The sequence below is a fragment of the Zeaxanthinibacter sp. PT1 genome (assembly GCF_028464225.1).
GTDB lineage: Bacteria > Bacteroidota > Bacteroidia > Flavobacteriales > Flavobacteriaceae > Zeaxanthinibacter.
The window spans coordinates 42,277-59,621 of sequence record NZ_JAQPCN010000005.1; the positions used below are offsets into that span (position 1 = coordinate 42,277).

The following is a 17,345-nucleotide window of genomic DNA, read 5'->3' on the forward strand; positions in this document are numbered from 1 at the left end:
GTAGTATTTGTTGATATAAATGTAATAAGTTCCACAGGATATCGGGCTAAGCGAATAACAAAATTGTTTTCTTTGATAGGCTTTCCCGTCATAAGGGCTTCATTGCCAGCATGTGGTTTATTTTCCTGAAATGATAAGTTGCAATGTTCAGGGGGTAAACATACTGTGATGGCATTTTTGACGTTATGAAGGAAAATTACGGGAATTCGTACTAATTAGAGAACACTATGCGAACCACAAAAACGGCCCTGTTCCTGGGAATACTTGCCATGTCTGCGAGCGGTATGGCCCAGGAATCAAAGATATACACTCATGATGAGCGGCAGTACCAGGAGGCCCTGGCGCTGTACAATAATGGACAGTACCAGGCAGCACAGACTATTTTTGAGAAAGTGCAACAGCAAACCAAGGATGGCGAAACCGAGGCCAACAGTGCCTATTATGCTGCAAACGCTGCCGTACGTCTGAACCAGACCGGCGCAGACCGAATGATGGAGGATTTTGTATCTAATTACCCTACTTCTACCAAGCAGAATGCGGCCTACCGCGATGTTGCCGATTATTACTTTAACAACGGTAAGTATCCTTATGCTCTCCGCTGGTATTCCAAGGTGGACCAGGGGAGTATGTCTCCCAGGGAAGAAGAACAGTTTAATTTTAATATGGGGTATTCATTTTTTGCAACGGGCAAACCCGCCGAAGGGGAAGCATACCTGAACAAGGTGGTGAATTCTGACACCTACGGGTCACAGGCAAAATATTACCTGGGGTATATCGCTTACCAGCAGGATGACTATGAAAAGGCCAATGCCCGTTTTGACCAGATAGAGGACCGGGAAGTACTGGATGAAAAACTTTCCTACTACCAGGCCGACATGAATTTTAAGCAAGGCAAGTTTGAAGAAGCTATTGCCCTTGCTAAAAAACAGATCCCGAAATCTGAACCCCAGGAAGTATCCGAACTCAACAAGATCATAGGGGAGAGCTATTTTAACCTAGGCCAGTATCAGAATGCCATTCCTTACCTGGAGGCCTACAAAGGTAAGCGAGGCAAGTGGAGCAATACAGATTATTACCTGCTGGGCTACAGCTATTACAAACAAGGCGATTATGCCAATGCCATCCAGCAATTCAATAAGATCATCGGGGGAACCAACAGCGTTTCACAAAATGCCTATTATCACCTGGCAGACAGCTACCTGAAACTGGAGAAGAAGCAAGAAGCGCTGAATGCATTCCGAAATGCTTCACAAATGGATTTCAGTGCGGAAATTGCTAAAGATGCCTACCTCAACTATGCCAGGCTGAGTTATGAATTGGGGAATGCCTATGAACCGGTACCACAGGTGCTGACCACCTTCTTGCAGAAATATCCCAATGATCCTAATTCCAGAGAAATCCAGGAGCTCCTGGTCGATTCGTACATCACTTCACGGAATTTTAAAGGAGCTTTAGAACTGCTGGAAAAGAACAGGGATTACGCGAGTAAAGAAACGTATCAGAAGGTAGCCTTCTACCGTGGGCTGGAACTGTTCCAGGACCTGCAGTATGCAGAAGCTTTAGAGCATTTCTCAAAATCATTACAGTTTTCGGATAATGCTTTATTCCAGGCCCGTGCCAGGTATTGGAAGGCAGAATCGGCATACGTTCTGAATCGCTATGAAGAGGCCCTGGCCGATTTTAATTCTTTCAGGCAATTACCGAGAGCTTCGGCCACCGCAGAATATAAAAACCTGGATTACCACCAGGGATATACGCATTTTAAAATGAAGGAATACGACCGGGCCAGCACCTATTTTGAGCGTTATGCCGCTAGCGGGGGTTCCGGACCTATGGTCAATGATGCCAATGTGCGTTTGGGAGACAGTTATTTTGTAAGCAGTAAGTACTGGCCGGCCATGGAGGCATATAACAAGGTCCTGGCAACCAACAGCACCGAAAAGGATTATGCGGCCTTCCAGAAAGCATTAAGCTACGGATTTGTCGACAGGAATGACCAGAAAATGGAGGAACTCAATGCCTTTATTTCGCGTTACCCGGATTCGCCCCTCAAGGATGATGCGTTGTTCGAATTAGGGAATTCTTATGTCCGCAATGGATCAGATCAACAGGCCCTGCAGGCCTATGACAGGCTGATCAGGGAATACCGCATGAGCAGCCTTGTTCCCCAGGCCCTATTGCGTCAGGGATTGATTCATTATAATGCCAACCGCAATGACCAGGCTTTAGAGAAATTTAAGTCGGTCGTACGCGATTACGCAAACTCCCAGGAAGCGATACAGGCTGTAGCTACGGCAAAACTCATCTACGTGGATACGGGCCGTGTTAACGAATATGCCCAGTGGGTAGAAGGGCTCGACTTTGTAGAAGTGACCGATGCCGAGCTGGATAATGCTACCTATGAATCGGCGAGCAAACAGCAGTTGGAAGGCAAGAAAGAAGCAGCGATAAAGGGGTACGAAGAATACCTTAGATCGTTCCCAAGCGGACTCCACAGCCAGGAAGCGCATTTTAACCTGGCTCAACTGTATTACGGTGCAGGAAACACCGATAAGGCACTTCCGCATTACAAGCAGGTAGCCGACGGTGGCAGGGGTGAATACAACGAGCAGGCACTGACCAGGGTGGCTTCCATTTACGTGGCCAAAGACCAGTATGCCAATGCCCTGCCTTATTTACAAAGGCTGGAGGAGACCGCAGAGATCAGCCAGAACCGCACCTTTGCCCGCTCTAACCTGATGAAAGGATATTATGAGCAGGGAGATTACCAAAAGACAATCGCGTATGCAGAACAAGTGCTGTCTACCCCGGGTATAGATAACCGTATCCGCAGCGATGCCCAGGTCATGATCGCTCGTTCTGCCATCGCCACCGGCAACGAATCCAGGGCAGAATCTGCTTATGCAGAAGTGCTTAAGATTGCCAGTGGAGAGCTCGCGGCAGAGGCTACATATTACGACGCTTACTTTAAGAATAAGAATGGGAAATACGAAGCGTCCAATACGGCAGTACAGAAATTAGTGAAGGACTATGCGGCCTACAAACGATGGAGCGGAAAAGGGCTTGTGTTGATGTCGCGGAACTACTACGCCCTGGGAGACGCCTACCAGGCCACCTATATCCTTGAAAGTGTGATCTCGAATTTTGAGCAGTTCCCTGAGATTGTTCAGGAGGCCAGGACCGAATTGGCAAGCATAAGGGAAAAAGAATCTGAAAGCAATTCCTCCATAGAGAGCGGGGGTAACTAAAAGTGGAAATGAACATGAGACCTATAAATTTATTCATACTGTCAGTGCTATTCCTGTGTGGGAACACCCTGATGGCTCAGGAGGAACAACCCATTGGAACGGAAACGGTCACCGTGGTAAAGCCCTATTCCCCAACGGTATCGGACGCTTTTAAAATAAAGCCTGAGCCGGCATTGACAGATTCTATTATCCTGCAGAAAAAACCCATACAGTATACCATATTTTCTGTGCCGGTAGCTTCAACTTTCAGTCCGTCCAAAGGACGTGCCGCCCAGGTAGAAAAGGAAAGCCCTGAATCGCTCTACAATTCGTACCTCACAGCTGCAGTGGGTAATTTCAATAATGCATTGGTGGATTTTTACACCAGCCATGAGATGGACCAGGGAGACCAGCGCTTTGATGTGAGCCTTAACCATTTTTCATCCAGGGGAGATATTGAAGATACCCCGCTAGATACTGATTTTTACAACAGCAACCTCGGTCTGAACTATACCCAGAAGGCAAGTTCATTGAGCTGGGGTGCGGGAATAGAAGGAAGTCATCGACTGTATAATTGGTATGGTATTCCCGGGGGTATTTTGAGTGAAGCAACAGTCCAGGCTATGGATGAACAACAGCACTACTACCACGCCGGCGCTCATGCCCACCTGGAAACCGAATCTTCATTCTTTAAAAGGGGAGATATCCTGTACCGTCGTTTTTGGGATGCCGTGGACTCCGGTGAGAATCGCGCAGTATTTAAGCCACAGTTTCAGATTCCATTGGAAAATGAATCTCTTTTCATTAAAGCTAAGGTCGATTATGTAGGGGGGAGTTTTGCCAATGCCGATGTCAATAATCCCGAAAACAATACGGGCATAGACTACGGTTTGCTGCAGCTTGGTATTAACCCCAGCCTGGAGATGAAAGGGGAGGATTATACCCTGAACCTGGGCGCTAATTTTGTGTATGGCCAGGACCTGGAGAATAACGATAGCAATTTTTACATCTATCCTTCCGTCAAAGCTTCCTACAGGCTGCTCGAGGAATCTGCTATTGTTTATGTAGGGGTAGAAGGGGAGCTGGAACAGAATTCGTATTACGGGTATACCAGGGAAAACCCATATGTTTCGCCAACCTTGCAGGTGGTACCCACAGATCGTCAATACGATGCCTACCTTGGATTAAAGGGGCAGTTGTTGCCTAACCTCAGTTATAACTTTAAAGGTTCCTATACGGCAGAAAACCGTAAGCCGCTGTACCTGCTTAATGCCATTAACGAGTTCAGGGATGATGAGAAAGCATATCATTACGGGAATTCATTCGAATTGTTTTACGACGACGTAAAAACCCTTGGTCTCTTCGGAGAGCTCAATGTGGATGTCAACCGCAATTTCAGCCTGGGAATCAATGCTGCTATCTATGACTATAATACGGAAACGGGGAATCCTGCATGGAACCTCCCGAATACAGAAGCCAGTCTCTTCCTGGATTACCAGATCGGGGAGCAATGGTATGTGGGTGGAACATTATTCTATGTAGGGGAGCGTGAAGACCTGGCTACAGAGGTGGTGACTACAACCTTTCCAAGTGAGCCCAATGCGGCTTTGGTAACCCTGGACAGCTATTTTGATGCCAACGCCCATGTAGGTTATCGCTTCTCTGAGCAATTCTCGGTCTTTGTCCGTGGAAGCAACCTGGCAGATAACCAGTACCAGCGTTGGGCTAATTTCAGGGTCCAGAGTTTACAGGTACTCGGCGGCTTAACGTATAAGTTTGATCTTTAAAAATTTAGGTGGTAATCAGTGGTTAACTGATTGAATTTGACCCGGGTAAATAAACCCTATATCGATGAGGTAAGGCTGGCTGGCAGATAATTGATTAAATTGGTCTGTGAAAGACGCATTAAAGCGATGCAACTCAACCAACATAAGACCTTTCTGTTTGTTTTTTTGTGCTTTAGCATAGGCTTGGGCGCACAGAACCTGGTGCGAAATCCCAGTTTTGAAAAATACCACAGTTGTCCTGAACGCCTTGGCAACTTTCATTCCGATGTTCTTGCTTGGTCGGTCCCTACGGACGGATCTACGGATTATTTTAATGGCTGTAGTGATGCCATGGGAACACCGGTGAACTTTAATGGGCAGCAAGGTGCCGACTTCGGGAAGGGGTATGCCGGGCTATACCTGTACGCGCCGAATGATTACCGGGAATACCTACAGGCCAGCCTGGAAGAAGGCCTGGTCCAAGGCGCTACTTACAGGATATCATTCTATGTCAGCCTGGCGGAAAGATCAGATTTTGCGGTCAAGGATTTTGACCTTTGTTTTTCTGTGAATCCCGTTGCTGCTCCAACATCTAAGGTGCTTTCTAAAATGCATCTTTACAGGGATGTGGATAATAGTTATACTTTCCTCGAGATTAAACATAGTGGATACTTTTCCGATACCAGGGATTGGCACCTGATCCAGGGTGAATTTGTCGCCGGTGGCAACGAGCGATACGTGACCATCGGGAATCTTAAAAGCAATAAACGGACTCGTATTCACCATCGTAAAAAACGGGCAAAACAAGGAGCTTATTACTACCTGGATATGGTTAAACTGGAGTTGGCAGAAAACGATTTCCGCCCTGAAGCCAGGAACGATAGCGAAGCGTATGTTGTAGGCGAAGCCAGGGTTTTCCGTGATGTGCTCTTCAGGTTTGATAAGTACGCACTTTCAAAGGCTGCAGAATCGGAACTGACGGATCTGTATCAATTCTTGCAAGGAGAACCGGGTATCAGGATTGTTATAAAAGGTCACACCGATAATATAGGAACAGAGGAGTATAACCTCATCCTCTCTCGCAGGCGCTGCGAGGTAGTGGCCGATTACCTGCATAGTTTGGGATTAGAAAAAGATAGGATCGAGTGGTCCGGTAAAGGAGGCGCCCATCCTATTGCAGATAATAGTACGGAAGCGGGGAGGCAACGCAATAGGCGGGTCGAGTTTATGCTGGTAGGTCAGCCCGGTGCATCAGAAGTTCAATAATCCGAATAGCTGGTGGGGTACAGCAAAATGATGTCTGCTTTATTTACGTTGTGCTGGTATTGGGGGTCCCGCTCCAGGCTTTTCCATGTTTCGGATTCAAAGAATTCTTTCCAAAGCTGGTCCCGAGTCTGCCGGTCTTCAAAAGTGGTCATGTACATAAGGTTGGGCATCCGGGCCCCGGAAATCACCTCTCCATAGAAAACCGCATTAAACCCTATGCGATCAAATAATTTAATCTCACCCCCTTCATTAAACATATGCAATTTATTCCGGTATAAGCCGGGAGTTGGTGATTCATAACTGCGCAGCTCGTAGATACGCTCTTCCCGTGGTCCGTATAATGAAGGTTCTTTCATTCGCGGCATATCTTTAAATGCCTGCATTACTGTAGTGGTGAGTTTATAAAAAGCCGGCTTGTCATAGGGTGCATCTAAAAAAGGAGCAGCTGTTTTTTGGTAGAGTTCATCTTGCTGCAGGGCATCGTCCAGTATCGCTATCTGCTCCAGGGAACGGATCGGGTAGTGAATGTAAAAATGGCTGAGACTGTCTAATGAATGTTCCTTAGGGTGATTTTTAAAAACTCCGATTGGGGATATCCCGTTTCGTTTAAGTGCGGGGATCAGTGCTTCCTCTATATAAAAGTCGATCAACCCCTCCTGGTCCGGGTTGCTGTAGCTATAGTCTTTCAGGAAGTAAAATTGTGGACTCTCCTGGGATTGGAGCGTAAAGCTGATGCAATACATCAGTAATAACAGAAATGGGGAGGCAAATTTCATATTGAAGATTTAATACAGTAAAATATACGGATTTAATTGGTCTAAGGATGCCTTTGTTCTTCCGGTATAATAAATCTGTTACTTTTGCCCTCCATGCCCAAGTATGAGCGAAACCGTTAAAAGATCCATCATAGATCCCAGGAAAACACCATTTTTCTATGGATACCTGATCCTGTTAGTCGGGACCATTGGAATATGGGCGAGTGTTCCCGGCCAAACTATCGGGGTGTCGGTATTTACCGACCCTGTAAAAGATGCCCTGGGACTTTCCAGGAACCAGTTCAGTAATGCCTATATGCTGGGAACCATCCTCAGCTCTTTGGTGATCGGCAGGGCCGGGATCTGGTTTGACAGGTACGGGGCGAGGATCGTGGCTTTCGGTGCTGCCCTCACCCTTGCGCTGGCATTGGTGCTCTGTTCATTTGCCGTACACATGAGTACTACTGTGCAACAGCTCCTGGATACAGGTACCTGGATAGTACCCTTTGTACTGATGATAGGTCTGTTCTTCCTGTTAAGGTTCTCGGGGCAGGGAGTGCTGACCATGGCTTCGCGTAACGTGATCATGATCTGGTTTGACAAGCACAGGGGAAAAGTGAATTCTTTCAGCAGTGTTGCACTTTCCTTTGGTTTTTCAGCATCTCCTTTATGGCTTAATGCCCTGATCGAGGCAGAGGGCTGGGCCGGTGCCTGGCGTTACCTGGCCGCAGGCTTATTGGTAATTGCCTTCCTGATTTTAATATTCTACAAGAATAGCCCGGAAGTCTATGGATTATTCCCGGACGGCACCAGTTCCGAAGAAGAGCAGCAGGAGAAAATTGCCCGTGCCTTGGCCCAGAAACAATTTACCCTGAAAGAAGCCAGGCGGACCAGGGCCTTCTGGATTTATGCTTTGATGCTAGCTTTTAATAGTTTTTTTATTACCGGTTTCACTTTTCATGTAATCTCGATCTTCGCAGACGCCGGGATGCCGAAAGAAGAAGCTATCGCTATATTCCTCCCCTGTTCGGTAGTATCAGTTTCGGTATCAACACTTTTTAATTTCCTCAGTGACTATGTCCGATTAAAATGGTACCTCTTCCTGATGATACTGGGCGGTTTTTGTGCCGTTATGGGGCTGCTGTTTCTCGCTTCGCCCATAGGGGTGGTATTGGTCATTAGCGGCATCGGCATACTTGGCGGCTTCTTTGCCGTGCTCAATGCTATTGCCTGGCCTAGGTTTTTTGGTCGGAGCAACCTGGGAGCGATCACCGGGAAAGTGATGTCACTATTGATCCTGGGGAGCGCCCTGGCACCCCCTGTATTCAGTTGGTATTTTTCGGCCCTTGGGTCTTATAAACTACTGGCCTACCCGGCGATGATCTTCCTGTTCGTCCTGGCCATTGGCGCCTTAAAAGCTGACAATCCGCAACCAAAAGCGAAAGAAGAATAATATCGTCGGAAAACCCTGTAAGCTTTCCGTGCTGATGCACTGATAATTGGGGAATTCCACGTATTTTGCAGGAAATATATAGTTTATGGACAATCGTCTGGCAGTTTTGATCGACGGGGATAATATCCCTTCTGCCTATGTTAAAGAAATGATGGAGGAGATCGCGAAATACGGGAATCCGACCATCAAAAGGATTTATGGGGACTGGACCAACCCCAGGCTGGGCAAATGGAAACAGTTATTACTGGAGAATGCGATTACGCCCATACAGCAATACGGTTATACTTCGGGTAAGAACGCCACGGATTCGGCCATGATCATCGATGCTATGGACATCCTGTATACAGGAGATGTTACGGGATTCTGTATTGTTTCCAGTGATAGTGACTTCACCAAGCTGGCTACCCGCTTACGCGAGGCCGGGAAACAGGTTTACGGGATAGGGGAGAAGAAGACACCCAATCCATTTATCGTTGCCTGCGATAAGTTCATTTATATCGAGATCCTGAAAAAGGAAGCCCAGGATACTTCCACCCCCAGTTCAAGCAAAACATCCACTAAAAGTGATGTCGATAAGATTACTGTAAAACAGATTAAGCTGATTGCCGATACCATCGAGGATGTGGCCGATGATGACGGATGGGCATTTCTTGGTGATGTGGGAAGCCTGCTGCAGAAAAAACAACCCAATTTTGATTCACGGAATTACGGTTTCCAAAAACTGACTCCGCTGATCAACTCTATAGATGACTTTGAAATTGAACGCCGGGAAGATTCCAAAGGGCGTAAAAAGCTCATCTATGTTAAGATCAAAGAGAAGAAATCGAAGGGCCGAAGGTAGGCACTTGCCTGGCATTTCTAAAAAATATTATCTTCCGGCTTTAATTTTTGCCCGGGATTCATCTTCCATAAATTATCCAAAAAAAATGATCCGATTTACGTTGTTCTCGCTACTCCTTTTGCTGGGATTCACCGCCTGTTCACCTTCCAAAGAAACTGCAGATACCCTGGTGATCAATGCTAATGTTTATACCGTAGACAGTGCTTTTAGTAAGGCAACTGCTTTTGCGATAAAGAACGGGCGTTTTATTGCTGTGGGAAGCGACCAGGAATTACAGGATAAATATGAGGCAGCAGAGCTATTTGATGCCGAAGGGAAGACAATTGTCCCCGGCCTGATCGATGCACACTGCCATTTTTATGGCCTGGGTCTCAACCAGGAAGTGGTCGACCTTACAGGGACCAAAAGTTACCAGGAAGTTCTGGATCGTGTCAAAGCCTTCCAGGAAGAAAGAGCTGCAGATTTTATCCGCGGTCGTGGATGGGATCAGAACGACTGGGAAGTAAAAGAGTTTCCGACCAGTGAGGAACTGGACGTCTTGTTCCCGGATACGCCTGTAGCCCTGGAACGAGTAGATGGGCATGCGTACCTGGTGAACAGTACTGCCTTAGAAATGGCCGGGATAGGACCGGGTACAGAAGTTCCCGGAGGAGAGGTGGTAAAAGAAGGAGGGAAACCAACCGGTGTCCTTGTGGATGGCCCCATGGCACTGGTAGATGCTGTAATGCCTAAGCCGGATAAAGAAACCATGGTGCGGGCCCTGAAAGCGGCCGAGAAACTTTCTTTTGACTACGGGCTAACTACTGTGAATGATGCGGGCTTAGACCGAGCCGTTATAGAGATGATAGACAGCCTGCAACAGGCGGGTGATCTTCGCATAAGAGTGTATGCTATGGTGAGCAACAGCAAGGAAAATCTTGACCATTACCTGGAGCAGGGCATCCTGAAGACAGACCGCCTCAATGTACGTTCTGTTAAAGTCTACGGCGATGGTGCCCTTGGTTCCCGTGGCGCTGCATTGAAAGCACCTTATTCCGATAAGGATGGTCACTTTGGTGCCATGGTCACCCCTGTAGCCGATATACAGGCACTGGCCCAAAGGATCGCAGCTACAGAATACCAGATGAATACACACGCCATAGGTGATTCTGCCAATGCAGTGATCCTGAAAACATATGCCGAGGTACTTGCAGGAAAAGCAGATCCGCGTTGGAAGATTGAACACGCCCAAGTGATCGCTCCGCAGGATTTTAATTATTTCGGGCAGAAGATCATTCCTTCCGTTCAACCTACCCATGCGACGAGCGATATGTACTGGGCTGAAGACCGCCTAGGGGCTGAAAGAATCAATGGGGCTTACGCATTTAAGGACCTACTCAAGAGAGCCGGGTTACTTGCCCTGGGAACCGATTTCCCGGTAGAACAGGTAAACCCTTTCCTCACCTTTTATGCAGCCGTGACCCGGCAGGACACTGAAGCGTATCCAGAGGGCGGGTTTACGCCATCACAATTGCTGAGTAGGGAAGAAGCGCTGAAAGGGATGACCATCTGGGCAGCCTATTCTAATTTTGAAGAAGAAGAAAAAGGAAGTATTGAGGCGGGTAAATTTGCCGACTTTGTTTTATTGGATAAGGATATCATGCAAATCCCGCCTAATGAGATCCCGGAACTGCAAGCGGTTAAAGTAAGCGTGAACGGGGAATGGGTGAAATAAACGAAGATTCAGATCATAAAAAAACCGGGGTTTTTAGCCCCGGTTTTTTTGTTTACTGTAGTATCAGAAACTCATAGGTAATGCTACCCTGTTCTTGCCCCAGCCCATGACCATATGTACGCCCTCATCTACGTCTTTAAACGCAATGGAAAAAGCTTCGAGCGACTCTGATCCTTCACTTGCCCCGGCTTTAATCCTGGCGACATCCCCGGACTCGTCGTAAGTATAGGCTCCCCATTGGTTCAGGTTCTTGTTGAGGATTACAGTCCACTCGTTTTCACCCGGAATAGTGAATAAAGAGTAAGTACCCGCTTTTATCATTTCACCTCCAACCTGGGTGTCCTGGTAAAAAGTGATCTCTGCTGATTCATTGGCTCCGGTTCTCCAAACCGAACCTGCAGGGGCTAACTCGGATATGGACCTGCCTTTTAATTGTGGCCTGCTGTAAACCACCTTTACTTTCTTATCAGAGATTTTGTAGCTGGATGGGTAAGTGGCTATATCAGCCGGACTCTTATCCAGCCCACTGAATTCCTGGGCCGCAACAGGGCTGGCCACAAATGCCGTAATTAACAGGATAAGGCTTGCAATTTTTTTCATCGTAAATGTTTAAGTGTTAGTGAATATGAATTAATTCTGTCGTTATGTAGGCGTAAACCTTGCATTCGGCAAGAAATTTAGCGCTTACAAAAGATACGTATTTCTCCCAATAATAGTCTTCATACCTAATGATCTGTTTGTAATTCATAATATATTATTTCAATTAATAACTAATATTGAATTATATGTTTGGTATTATAAATGATAAGTACATCTTTGCTTATATATTGTTTAAAAAAGTACAGCATGTGTGGAATAGTATGTGCCTTTGATATAAAGGAGAGTAGCGAGGTTTTAAGGCCGCAGTTATTAGAAATGTCTAAGAAAGTAAGACATCGCGGTCCGGACTGGAGCGGGATTTATGCCGATGATAAAGCAATCCTCGCTCATGAACGACTTGCGATAGTAGATCCGGCCTCGGGGAAGCAACCGCTATTGAGTGAAGATGGAAAATTGATCCTGGCTGCCAATGGGGAAATCTATAACCACCGGGAGCTTCGCAAACAGTTTGAAGGACGGTATAACTTTAAAACAGCCTCGGATTGCGAGGTCATCCTCGCCTTGTACCGGGAAAAAGGGACCGGCTTCCTGGACGAGATGAACGGAATTTTTGGATTTGCTATTTACGACAGTGAAAAGGATGAATACTTCGTGGCCCGGGACCATATGGGAATCATTCCCCTGTATATCGGTTGGGATAAGAACGGAACATTCTACGTAGCATCGGAGCTAAAGGCACTGGAAGGTACCTGTACTAAAATTGAGCTATTTCCCCCGGGACATTACCTGCACAGCAGTGATGGCGAGATGAAACGTTGGTATAAGCGGGATTGGATGGAATACGATGCGGTTAAGGATAACGAAACAAGTATTGCGGCTGTCCGTGATGCCCTGGAAGCTGCGGTACATCGGCAGCTGATGTCCGATGTGCCTTACGGGGTATTGCTGTCTGGTGGTTTGGACTCTTCAGTTACTTCGGCTATAGCTAAGAAATATGCTGAAAAAAGGATAGAAAGCGATGACACCACGGAAGCATGGTGGCCAAGGCTGCACTCTTTTTCAGTGGGACTGGAAGGATCGCCCGACCTGGCAGCTGCACGGAAGGTGGCCGATCATATCGGTACCGTACACCACGAGATCAAATTTACCATACAGGAAGGTTTGGATGCCATCAAGGATGTGATCTATAACCTGGAAACCTATGATATTACCACCATCCGTGCCGCTACGCCCATGTACCTCATGGCACGTGTGATCAAATCCATGGGAATCAAGATGGTGCTGTCCGGGGAAGGAGCCGATGAACTCTTCGGGGGTTACTTATATTTCCACAAAGCACCTAACGCAAAAGAGTTTCATGAAGAAACAGTGCGTAAATTGGACAAGCTGCATATGTACGATTGCCTGCGGGCTAATAAATCCCTTGCTGCCTGGGGTATAGAGGGGCGTGTGCCCTTCCTGGACAAGGAATTTATGGATGTGGCCATGAGGATCAACCCCCAGGATAAGATGATTAACGGGGAGCGCATGGAGAAATGGGTGGTGCGGAAGGCGTTTGAGTCCTACCTTCCTGAAAGTGTCGCCTGGAGGCAGAAAGAGCAATTCTCTGATGGGGTAGGGTATAGCTGGATCGATACCCTTAAAGAAGTCGTAGCTACCGAGGTCAGTGACGAACAGCTGGCCAATGCTAAGTTCCGATTCCCTATCCAGACCCCAACGACCAAGGAAGAGTTCTATTACAGATCCATTTTTGAGTCGCACTTCCCCAGTGACGCTGCTGCTTTTAGTGTTCCCCAGGAGCCCTCTGTAGCTTGTAGCACCAGGATCGCCCTGGAGTGGGATGCGGCATTTAAGAATATGAACGAGCCCTCCGGTAGGGCCGTTGCAGCGGTACATGCCGATGCATACCACAAATAAGATGAATTAGTTTTTCAGGTAGTTTGATTAGTCGAAAAAAGCATCCTTCGCCGGATGCTTTTTTTATGCGGTTTTTCAGGCTCAATTTTCCACATTTTATGTTGATAACTTGGTGCACTAAAATCGTTGAAAAGGCTATATTTCATAGGGTATTCCTTATATTTGTGGGATTGCAATAAATAGAACGAAACAACACCATTTTTTCCATGAGCGAAGAAGCAAAAAAGAACACATATTCTGCCGACAGTATACAGGCACTGGAAGGTATTGAACACGTGCGGAAACGCCCATCCATGTACATCGGGGATGTAGGCGTCAGAGGTCTGCACCACCTTGTGTACGAAGTGGTCGATAACTCCATCGATGAGGCCATGGGCGGGCACTGTGACAATATCAAAGTCACTATCAATGAAGACAACTCTATCACTGTTGAAGACAACGGTAGGGGTATTCCTGTGGATCACCACAAAAAAGAAGGGGTTTCTGCTCTGCAAGTGGTCATGACTAAGATCGGGGCCGGGGGTAAGTTTGATAAAGATTCTTACAAGGTATCCGGAGGACTCCACGGTGTTGGGGTTTCCGTGGTTAATGCCCTTTCAACCCATCTGCAGGCCACAGTATACCGTGAAGGTGTCATCTGGCAGCAGGAGTACGAACGTGGAAAAGCGCTTTACCCCGTTAAAAGTATCGGTGAAACCGATCTTAGAGGTACGGTGGTCACTTTTCGTCCGGACACAGATATCTTCACCCAGTCCATTGAGTATTCTTATGATACGCTCTCCGGAAGAATGCGGGAGCTGGCTTACCTGAATAAGGGAGTCCGAATCTCGATCACAGATAAGCGTGAAAAGGATGATAATGGTGAATTCATACATGAGGAATTCTACTCGGAAGAAGGATTGAAAGAATTTATCAAGTTCCTGGACGGGAACCGCGAGCCGCTGATACAGAGCGTGATCTCCATGGAAGGAGAGAAGAACGACATCCCTGTAGAGGTGGCTATGGTGTACAATACCTCTTATACGGAAAACCTTCATTCTTATGTAAATAATATTAATACTCACGAAGGGGGTACCCACCTTTCCGGGTTCCGAAGGGGGCTGACCACCACTCTTAAGAAATACGCTGATGCTTCAGGTATGCTCGATAAGATCAAATTCGAGGTACAGGGAGATGATTTCCGTGAAGGTCTTACGGCTATTGTATCCGTTAAAGTGGCAGAACCACAATTTGAAGGACAGACAAAGACTAAATTGGGGAACCGGGAGGTATCTGCTGCTGTAAGTCAGGCGGTATCCGAAATGCTTACCGATTACCTGGAAGAGCACCCGGATGACGCCAAGGTGATCGTACAAAAAGTAATTCTCGCTGCACAGGCACGCCATGCGGCTACCAAGGCGCGGGAAATGGTCCAGCGAAAAACTGTGATGAGTATCGGCGGTTTACCTGGTAAATTGTCTGACTGCTCTGAACAAGATCCTACCAAATGCGAAGTATTCCTGGTAGAGGGAGACTCGGCAGGTGGAACGGCCAAGCAAGGCCGGGATCGTAATTTCCAGGCTATCCTTCCATTACGGGGTAAGATCCTGAATGTGGAAAAAGCCATGCAACACAAGGTTTTTGAAAACGAAGAGATCAAGAATATTTATACCGCCCTGGGGGTAACCATAGGAACCGAGGAGGATAGTAAAGCACTGAACCTGGATAAACTCAGGTACCACAAGGTAGTCATCATGTGTGATGCGGATGTGGATGGTAGCCACATTGAGACCTTGATCCTGACCTTCTTTTTCAGGTACATGCGCGAATTGATTGAAGGTGGTCATGTGTATATCGCAACCCCACCTTTATACCTTGTTAAGAAAGGGACTAAGAAACGTTATGCCTGGAACAATAAAGAGCGTGACGAGATCGCCGAAAGTTTTAATGGCAGTGTGAGCATCCAGCGATATAAAGGTCTTGGAGAGATGAACGCGGAACAATTGTGGGATACCACGATGAACCCTGAGTTCAGGACTCTAAGACAGGTGACTATTGATAATGCCACGGAATCAGATCGAATCTTCTCCATGTTAATGGGGGATGAGGTACCGCCAAGACGTGAATTTATTGAGAAGAATGCCGTTTATGCGAACATTGACGTATAACAATCCATAGTTACACAACAAAAACCTGCACCTCTGGTGTGGGTTTTTTAGTTTTGGGCAAAACTGTAATTATGAAAAAAATGATATTGGCGGCTGCTATTATTGGTAGTTCCGCCCTGAGTGCTCAATCTAACGCTAACGATCTCCTGGCCGCAGGAGTTGAGGATGCCGAAAAATTTATGACAGATTACCTGTCACCGGTATCCGAAGCGTCTATCTATAGTATTTCTTCGGGCTGGTTTAATTCTGCCAGTGCCAAACCCCTGGGCGGTTTTGAGATTTCTGTGATCGGGAACCTTACCGGTTTTAAGAATAAAGAAGATAAAAAGTCATTTATCCTGGATACCTCGGAATACGAGAACCTGCAATTCCAGGATCGTAGTATTTCTAAAGAAGTATCCACTGCATTGGGGGATATTGAAGGAATCGGGGTATTTGTAGAAGCAGAAGTGGCCCCCGGGATAACAGCCAGGGAAGATTTTGAGCTCCCATCCGGGCTGAGTTCAGAGGGTATTGATTTTATCCCTTCCGGCTACCTGCAGGGAAGCGTTGGTTTGATCAAAGGGACGGAGATCAAAGCGAGATTCCTGCCGAAGATCGAGACAGACGAGGTCAGTATCAGCTTATACGGCATAGGTTTACAACACGAATTCACCTCTCACCTTCCCGCGGATAAAATACTACCGATCGCGGTTTCCGGGCTTATCGGCTATACCCATTTAGATGGTAGTTATGACTTTACCAATACCAGCATCATAGACGGGGAAAACCAGCGTATAGATGCCTCTATTAATTCATGGAATTTCCAGGCAATCGTTTCCACCAGGCTACCTGTTATCAATTTTTACGGGGCACTAGGCTACCTGAGCGGTACCTCTACTACCGATGTACTGGGGACATACCGGGTTCAATCAGGTCCCTTCCAGGAAACCTATACAGATCCATTTAGCATAGAGAAAAAGGTAAACGGGGTAACAGCCAACCTGGGAGCTAAGTTAAAGCTTGGATTCTTCAGGCTGAATGCAGATTACAGCCTGGGGGCCTTTAATAACCTTTCCTTGGGGGTCAATTTCGGCTTCCGTTAATCCTATACCAATTAACCGACCATTGCTGAATTCCCGGGACACCTCAAGGTGTTACCGGGAATTTTTTTGCGTCGTTGTTGCTATTTTGAAAGCGATGGAAACACAAAAAAACAGCTTTCCTGGGAAAGCTGTTTTAGGCATATATGGGAAAATTTGGGGACTTATTCTCTAAAGGCAAGCACATTGCCTTTCTCATCTTCCAGGAAGGTTCCTTCCGGGGTTTCTCTCATGCTTACCACTTGTTTTTCAAGGTCGGTACCGGGGTAAGTAATGGTGTAAAATCCATCCGCGTACTCCCAACTGAAATCTGTTTTAATTTCCAGGTTACTACCGTTATACTTATGGTAGCGGCCAAGGTAAACATCGTTAAAAATCCATTCCTGTCTTACGGATTCCTTTTCGGTATCACTGCTGTTATTGATCTGCTCTTGCACCCAGATCCCGATAACAGGATCATTATTATCCGGGACGCGGGTACAGTTACTCACGGCCACAAGGGTCAATAGCATAACGAGGGAAAATAACTTTTTCATTAAAGTAGGTTAATTACAATTTGGGTCTAATCAGAACGATC

Annotated in this window: 12 protein-coding genes; 9 read left to right on the forward strand and 3 right to left on the reverse strand. The window is 46.7% G+C overall.

What is annotated here, in order from left to right; genetic code table 11:
• Positions 1–227 precede the first annotated feature (227 nt).
• From PP178_RS12555 to PP178_RS12565, 3 genes are all read left to right on the forward strand, one after another.
• Positions 228–3,248 (forward strand): tetratricopeptide repeat protein, encoded by a 3,021-nt coding sequence (locus PP178_RS12555; RefSeq protein ID WP_272594703.1) that lies wholly within the window; start codon positions 228–230, stop codon positions 3,246–3,248.
• A 14-nt stretch (positions 3,249–3,262) separates the two neighbouring features.
• Positions 3,263–5,014 (forward strand): TonB-dependent receptor, encoded by a 1,752-nt coding sequence (locus PP178_RS12560; RefSeq protein ID WP_272594704.1) that lies wholly within the window; start codon positions 3,263–3,265, stop codon positions 5,012–5,014.
• 126 nt (positions 5,015–5,140) lie between these two features.
• Positions 5,141–6,259, forward strand: coding sequence for an OmpA family protein (locus tag PP178_RS12565; protein ID WP_272594706.1), 1,119 nt, complete (start codon positions 5,141–5,143; stop codon positions 6,257–6,259).
• On the opposite strand, the gene PP178_RS12570 is transcribed toward PP178_RS12565, so the two are convergent.
• Positions 6,253–7,035, reverse strand: a complete 783-nt coding sequence (locus PP178_RS12570; RefSeq protein WP_272594708.1) for an NIPSNAP family protein — start codon at positions 7,033–7,035, stop codon at positions 6,253–6,255. The two genes, PP178_RS12565 and PP178_RS12570, sit on opposite strands and share 7 nt — an antisense overlap.
• A 103-nt stretch (positions 7,036–7,138) precedes the next feature.
• Between PP178_RS12570 and PP178_RS12575 the strand changes: the two genes are divergently transcribed.
• The 3 genes from PP178_RS12575 (at position 7,139) to PP178_RS12585 (ending at position 11,022) form a co-directional block, all read left to right on the forward strand.
• Positions 7,139–8,467, forward strand: coding sequence for an MFS transporter (locus PP178_RS12575; protein WP_272594709.1), 1,329 nt, complete (start codon positions 7,139–7,141; stop codon positions 8,465–8,467).
• A gap of 85 nt (positions 8,468–8,552) precedes the next feature.
• A complete protein-coding gene (locus PP178_RS12580; RefSeq protein ID WP_272594710.1) occupies positions 8,553–9,308 on the forward strand; it encodes an NYN domain-containing protein in 756 nt (251 codons plus the stop codon).
• Between the two features lie 85 nt (positions 9,309–9,393).
• Entirely contained in the window at positions 9,394–11,022 is a 1,629-nt protein-coding gene (locus tag PP178_RS12585) for an amidohydrolase (protein ID WP_272594711.1), read from the forward strand.
• A gap of 63 nt (positions 11,023–11,085) precedes the next feature.
• On the opposite strand, the gene PP178_RS12590 is transcribed toward PP178_RS12585, so the two are convergent.
• The gene (locus PP178_RS12590) at positions 11,086–11,622 is read right to left on the reverse strand and encodes a DUF2911 domain-containing protein (protein WP_272594712.1); all 537 of its coding nucleotides are present in this window, start codon (positions 11,620–11,622) and stop codon (positions 11,086–11,088) included.
• Between the two features lie 246 nt (positions 11,623–11,868).
• Here PP178_RS12590 and asnB point away from each other — a divergent pair, with 246 nt between their 5' ends.
• The 3 genes from asnB to PP178_RS12605 all read left to right on the forward strand — a co-directional run bounded on the left by asnB (position 11,869) and on the right by PP178_RS12605 (position 16,771).
• Positions 11,869–13,539, forward strand: a complete 1,671-nt coding sequence (gene asnB / locus PP178_RS12595; RefSeq protein ID WP_272594713.1) for an asparagine synthase B — start codon at positions 11,869–11,871, stop codon at positions 13,537–13,539.
• A gap of 206 nt (positions 13,540–13,745) precedes the next feature.
• Positions 13,746–15,686 carry a DNA topoisomerase (ATP-hydrolyzing) subunit B gene (gene gyrB / locus PP178_RS12600; RefSeq protein WP_272594715.1) on the forward strand — a complete coding sequence of 647 codons (1,941 nt, stop codon included), beginning with the start codon at positions 13,746–13,748 and terminating at the stop codon, positions 15,684–15,686.
• Between the two features lie 71 nt (positions 15,687–15,757).
• Entirely contained in the window at positions 15,758–16,771 is a 1,014-nt protein-coding gene (locus PP178_RS12605; RefSeq protein ID WP_272594716.1) for a DUF6588 family protein, read from the forward strand.
• A gap of 161 nt (positions 16,772–16,932) precedes the next feature.
• On the opposite strand, the gene PP178_RS12610 is transcribed toward PP178_RS12605, so the two are convergent.
• Positions 16,933–17,304 carry a hypothetical protein gene (locus tag PP178_RS12610; protein WP_272594718.1) on the reverse strand — a complete coding sequence of 124 codons (372 nt, stop codon included), beginning with the start codon at positions 17,302–17,304 and terminating at the stop codon, positions 16,933–16,935.
• Between the last annotated feature and the right edge of the window lie 41 nt (positions 17,305–17,345).

Coding starts and splice junctions, on each gene's coding strand:
- PP178_RS12590 (WP_272594712.1), bottom strand. CDS start 11,622: ATGAAAAAAATTGCAAGCCTTATCCTGTTAATTACGGCATTTGTGGCC.
- PP178_RS12580 (WP_272594710.1), top strand. CDS start 8,553: ATGGACAATCGTCTGGCAGTTTTGATCGACGGGGATAATATCCCTTCT.
- PP178_RS12555 (WP_272594703.1), top strand. CDS start 228: ATGCGAACCACAAAAACGGCCCTGTTCCTGGGAATACTTGCCATGTCT.
- PP178_RS12575 (WP_272594709.1), top strand. CDS start 7,139: ATGAGCGAAACCGTTAAAAGATCCATCATAGATCCCAGGAAAACACCA.
- PP178_RS12610 (WP_272594718.1), bottom strand. CDS start 17,304: ATGAAAAAGTTATTTTCCCTCGTTATGCTATTGACCCTTGTGGCCGTG.
- PP178_RS12585 (WP_272594711.1), top strand. CDS start 9,394: ATGATCCGATTTACGTTGTTCTCGCTACTCCTTTTGCTGGGATTCACC.
- asnB (WP_272594713.1), top strand. CDS start 11,869: ATGTGTGGAATAGTATGTGCCTTTGATATAAAGGAGAGTAGCGAGGTT.
- PP178_RS12565 (WP_272594706.1), top strand. CDS start 5,141: ATGCAACTCAACCAACATAAGACCTTTCTGTTTGTTTTTTTGTGCTTT.
- gyrB (WP_272594715.1), top strand. CDS start 13,746: ATGAGCGAAGAAGCAAAAAAGAACACATATTCTGCCGACAGTATACAG.
- PP178_RS12560 (WP_272594704.1), top strand. CDS start 3,263: ATGAGACCTATAAATTTATTCATACTGTCAGTGCTATTCCTGTGTGGG.
- PP178_RS12605 (WP_272594716.1), top strand. CDS start 15,758: ATGAAAAAAATGATATTGGCGGCTGCTATTATTGGTAGTTCCGCCCTG.
- PP178_RS12570 (WP_272594708.1), bottom strand. CDS start 7,035: ATGAAATTTGCCTCCCCATTTCTGTTATTACTGATGTATTGCATCAGC.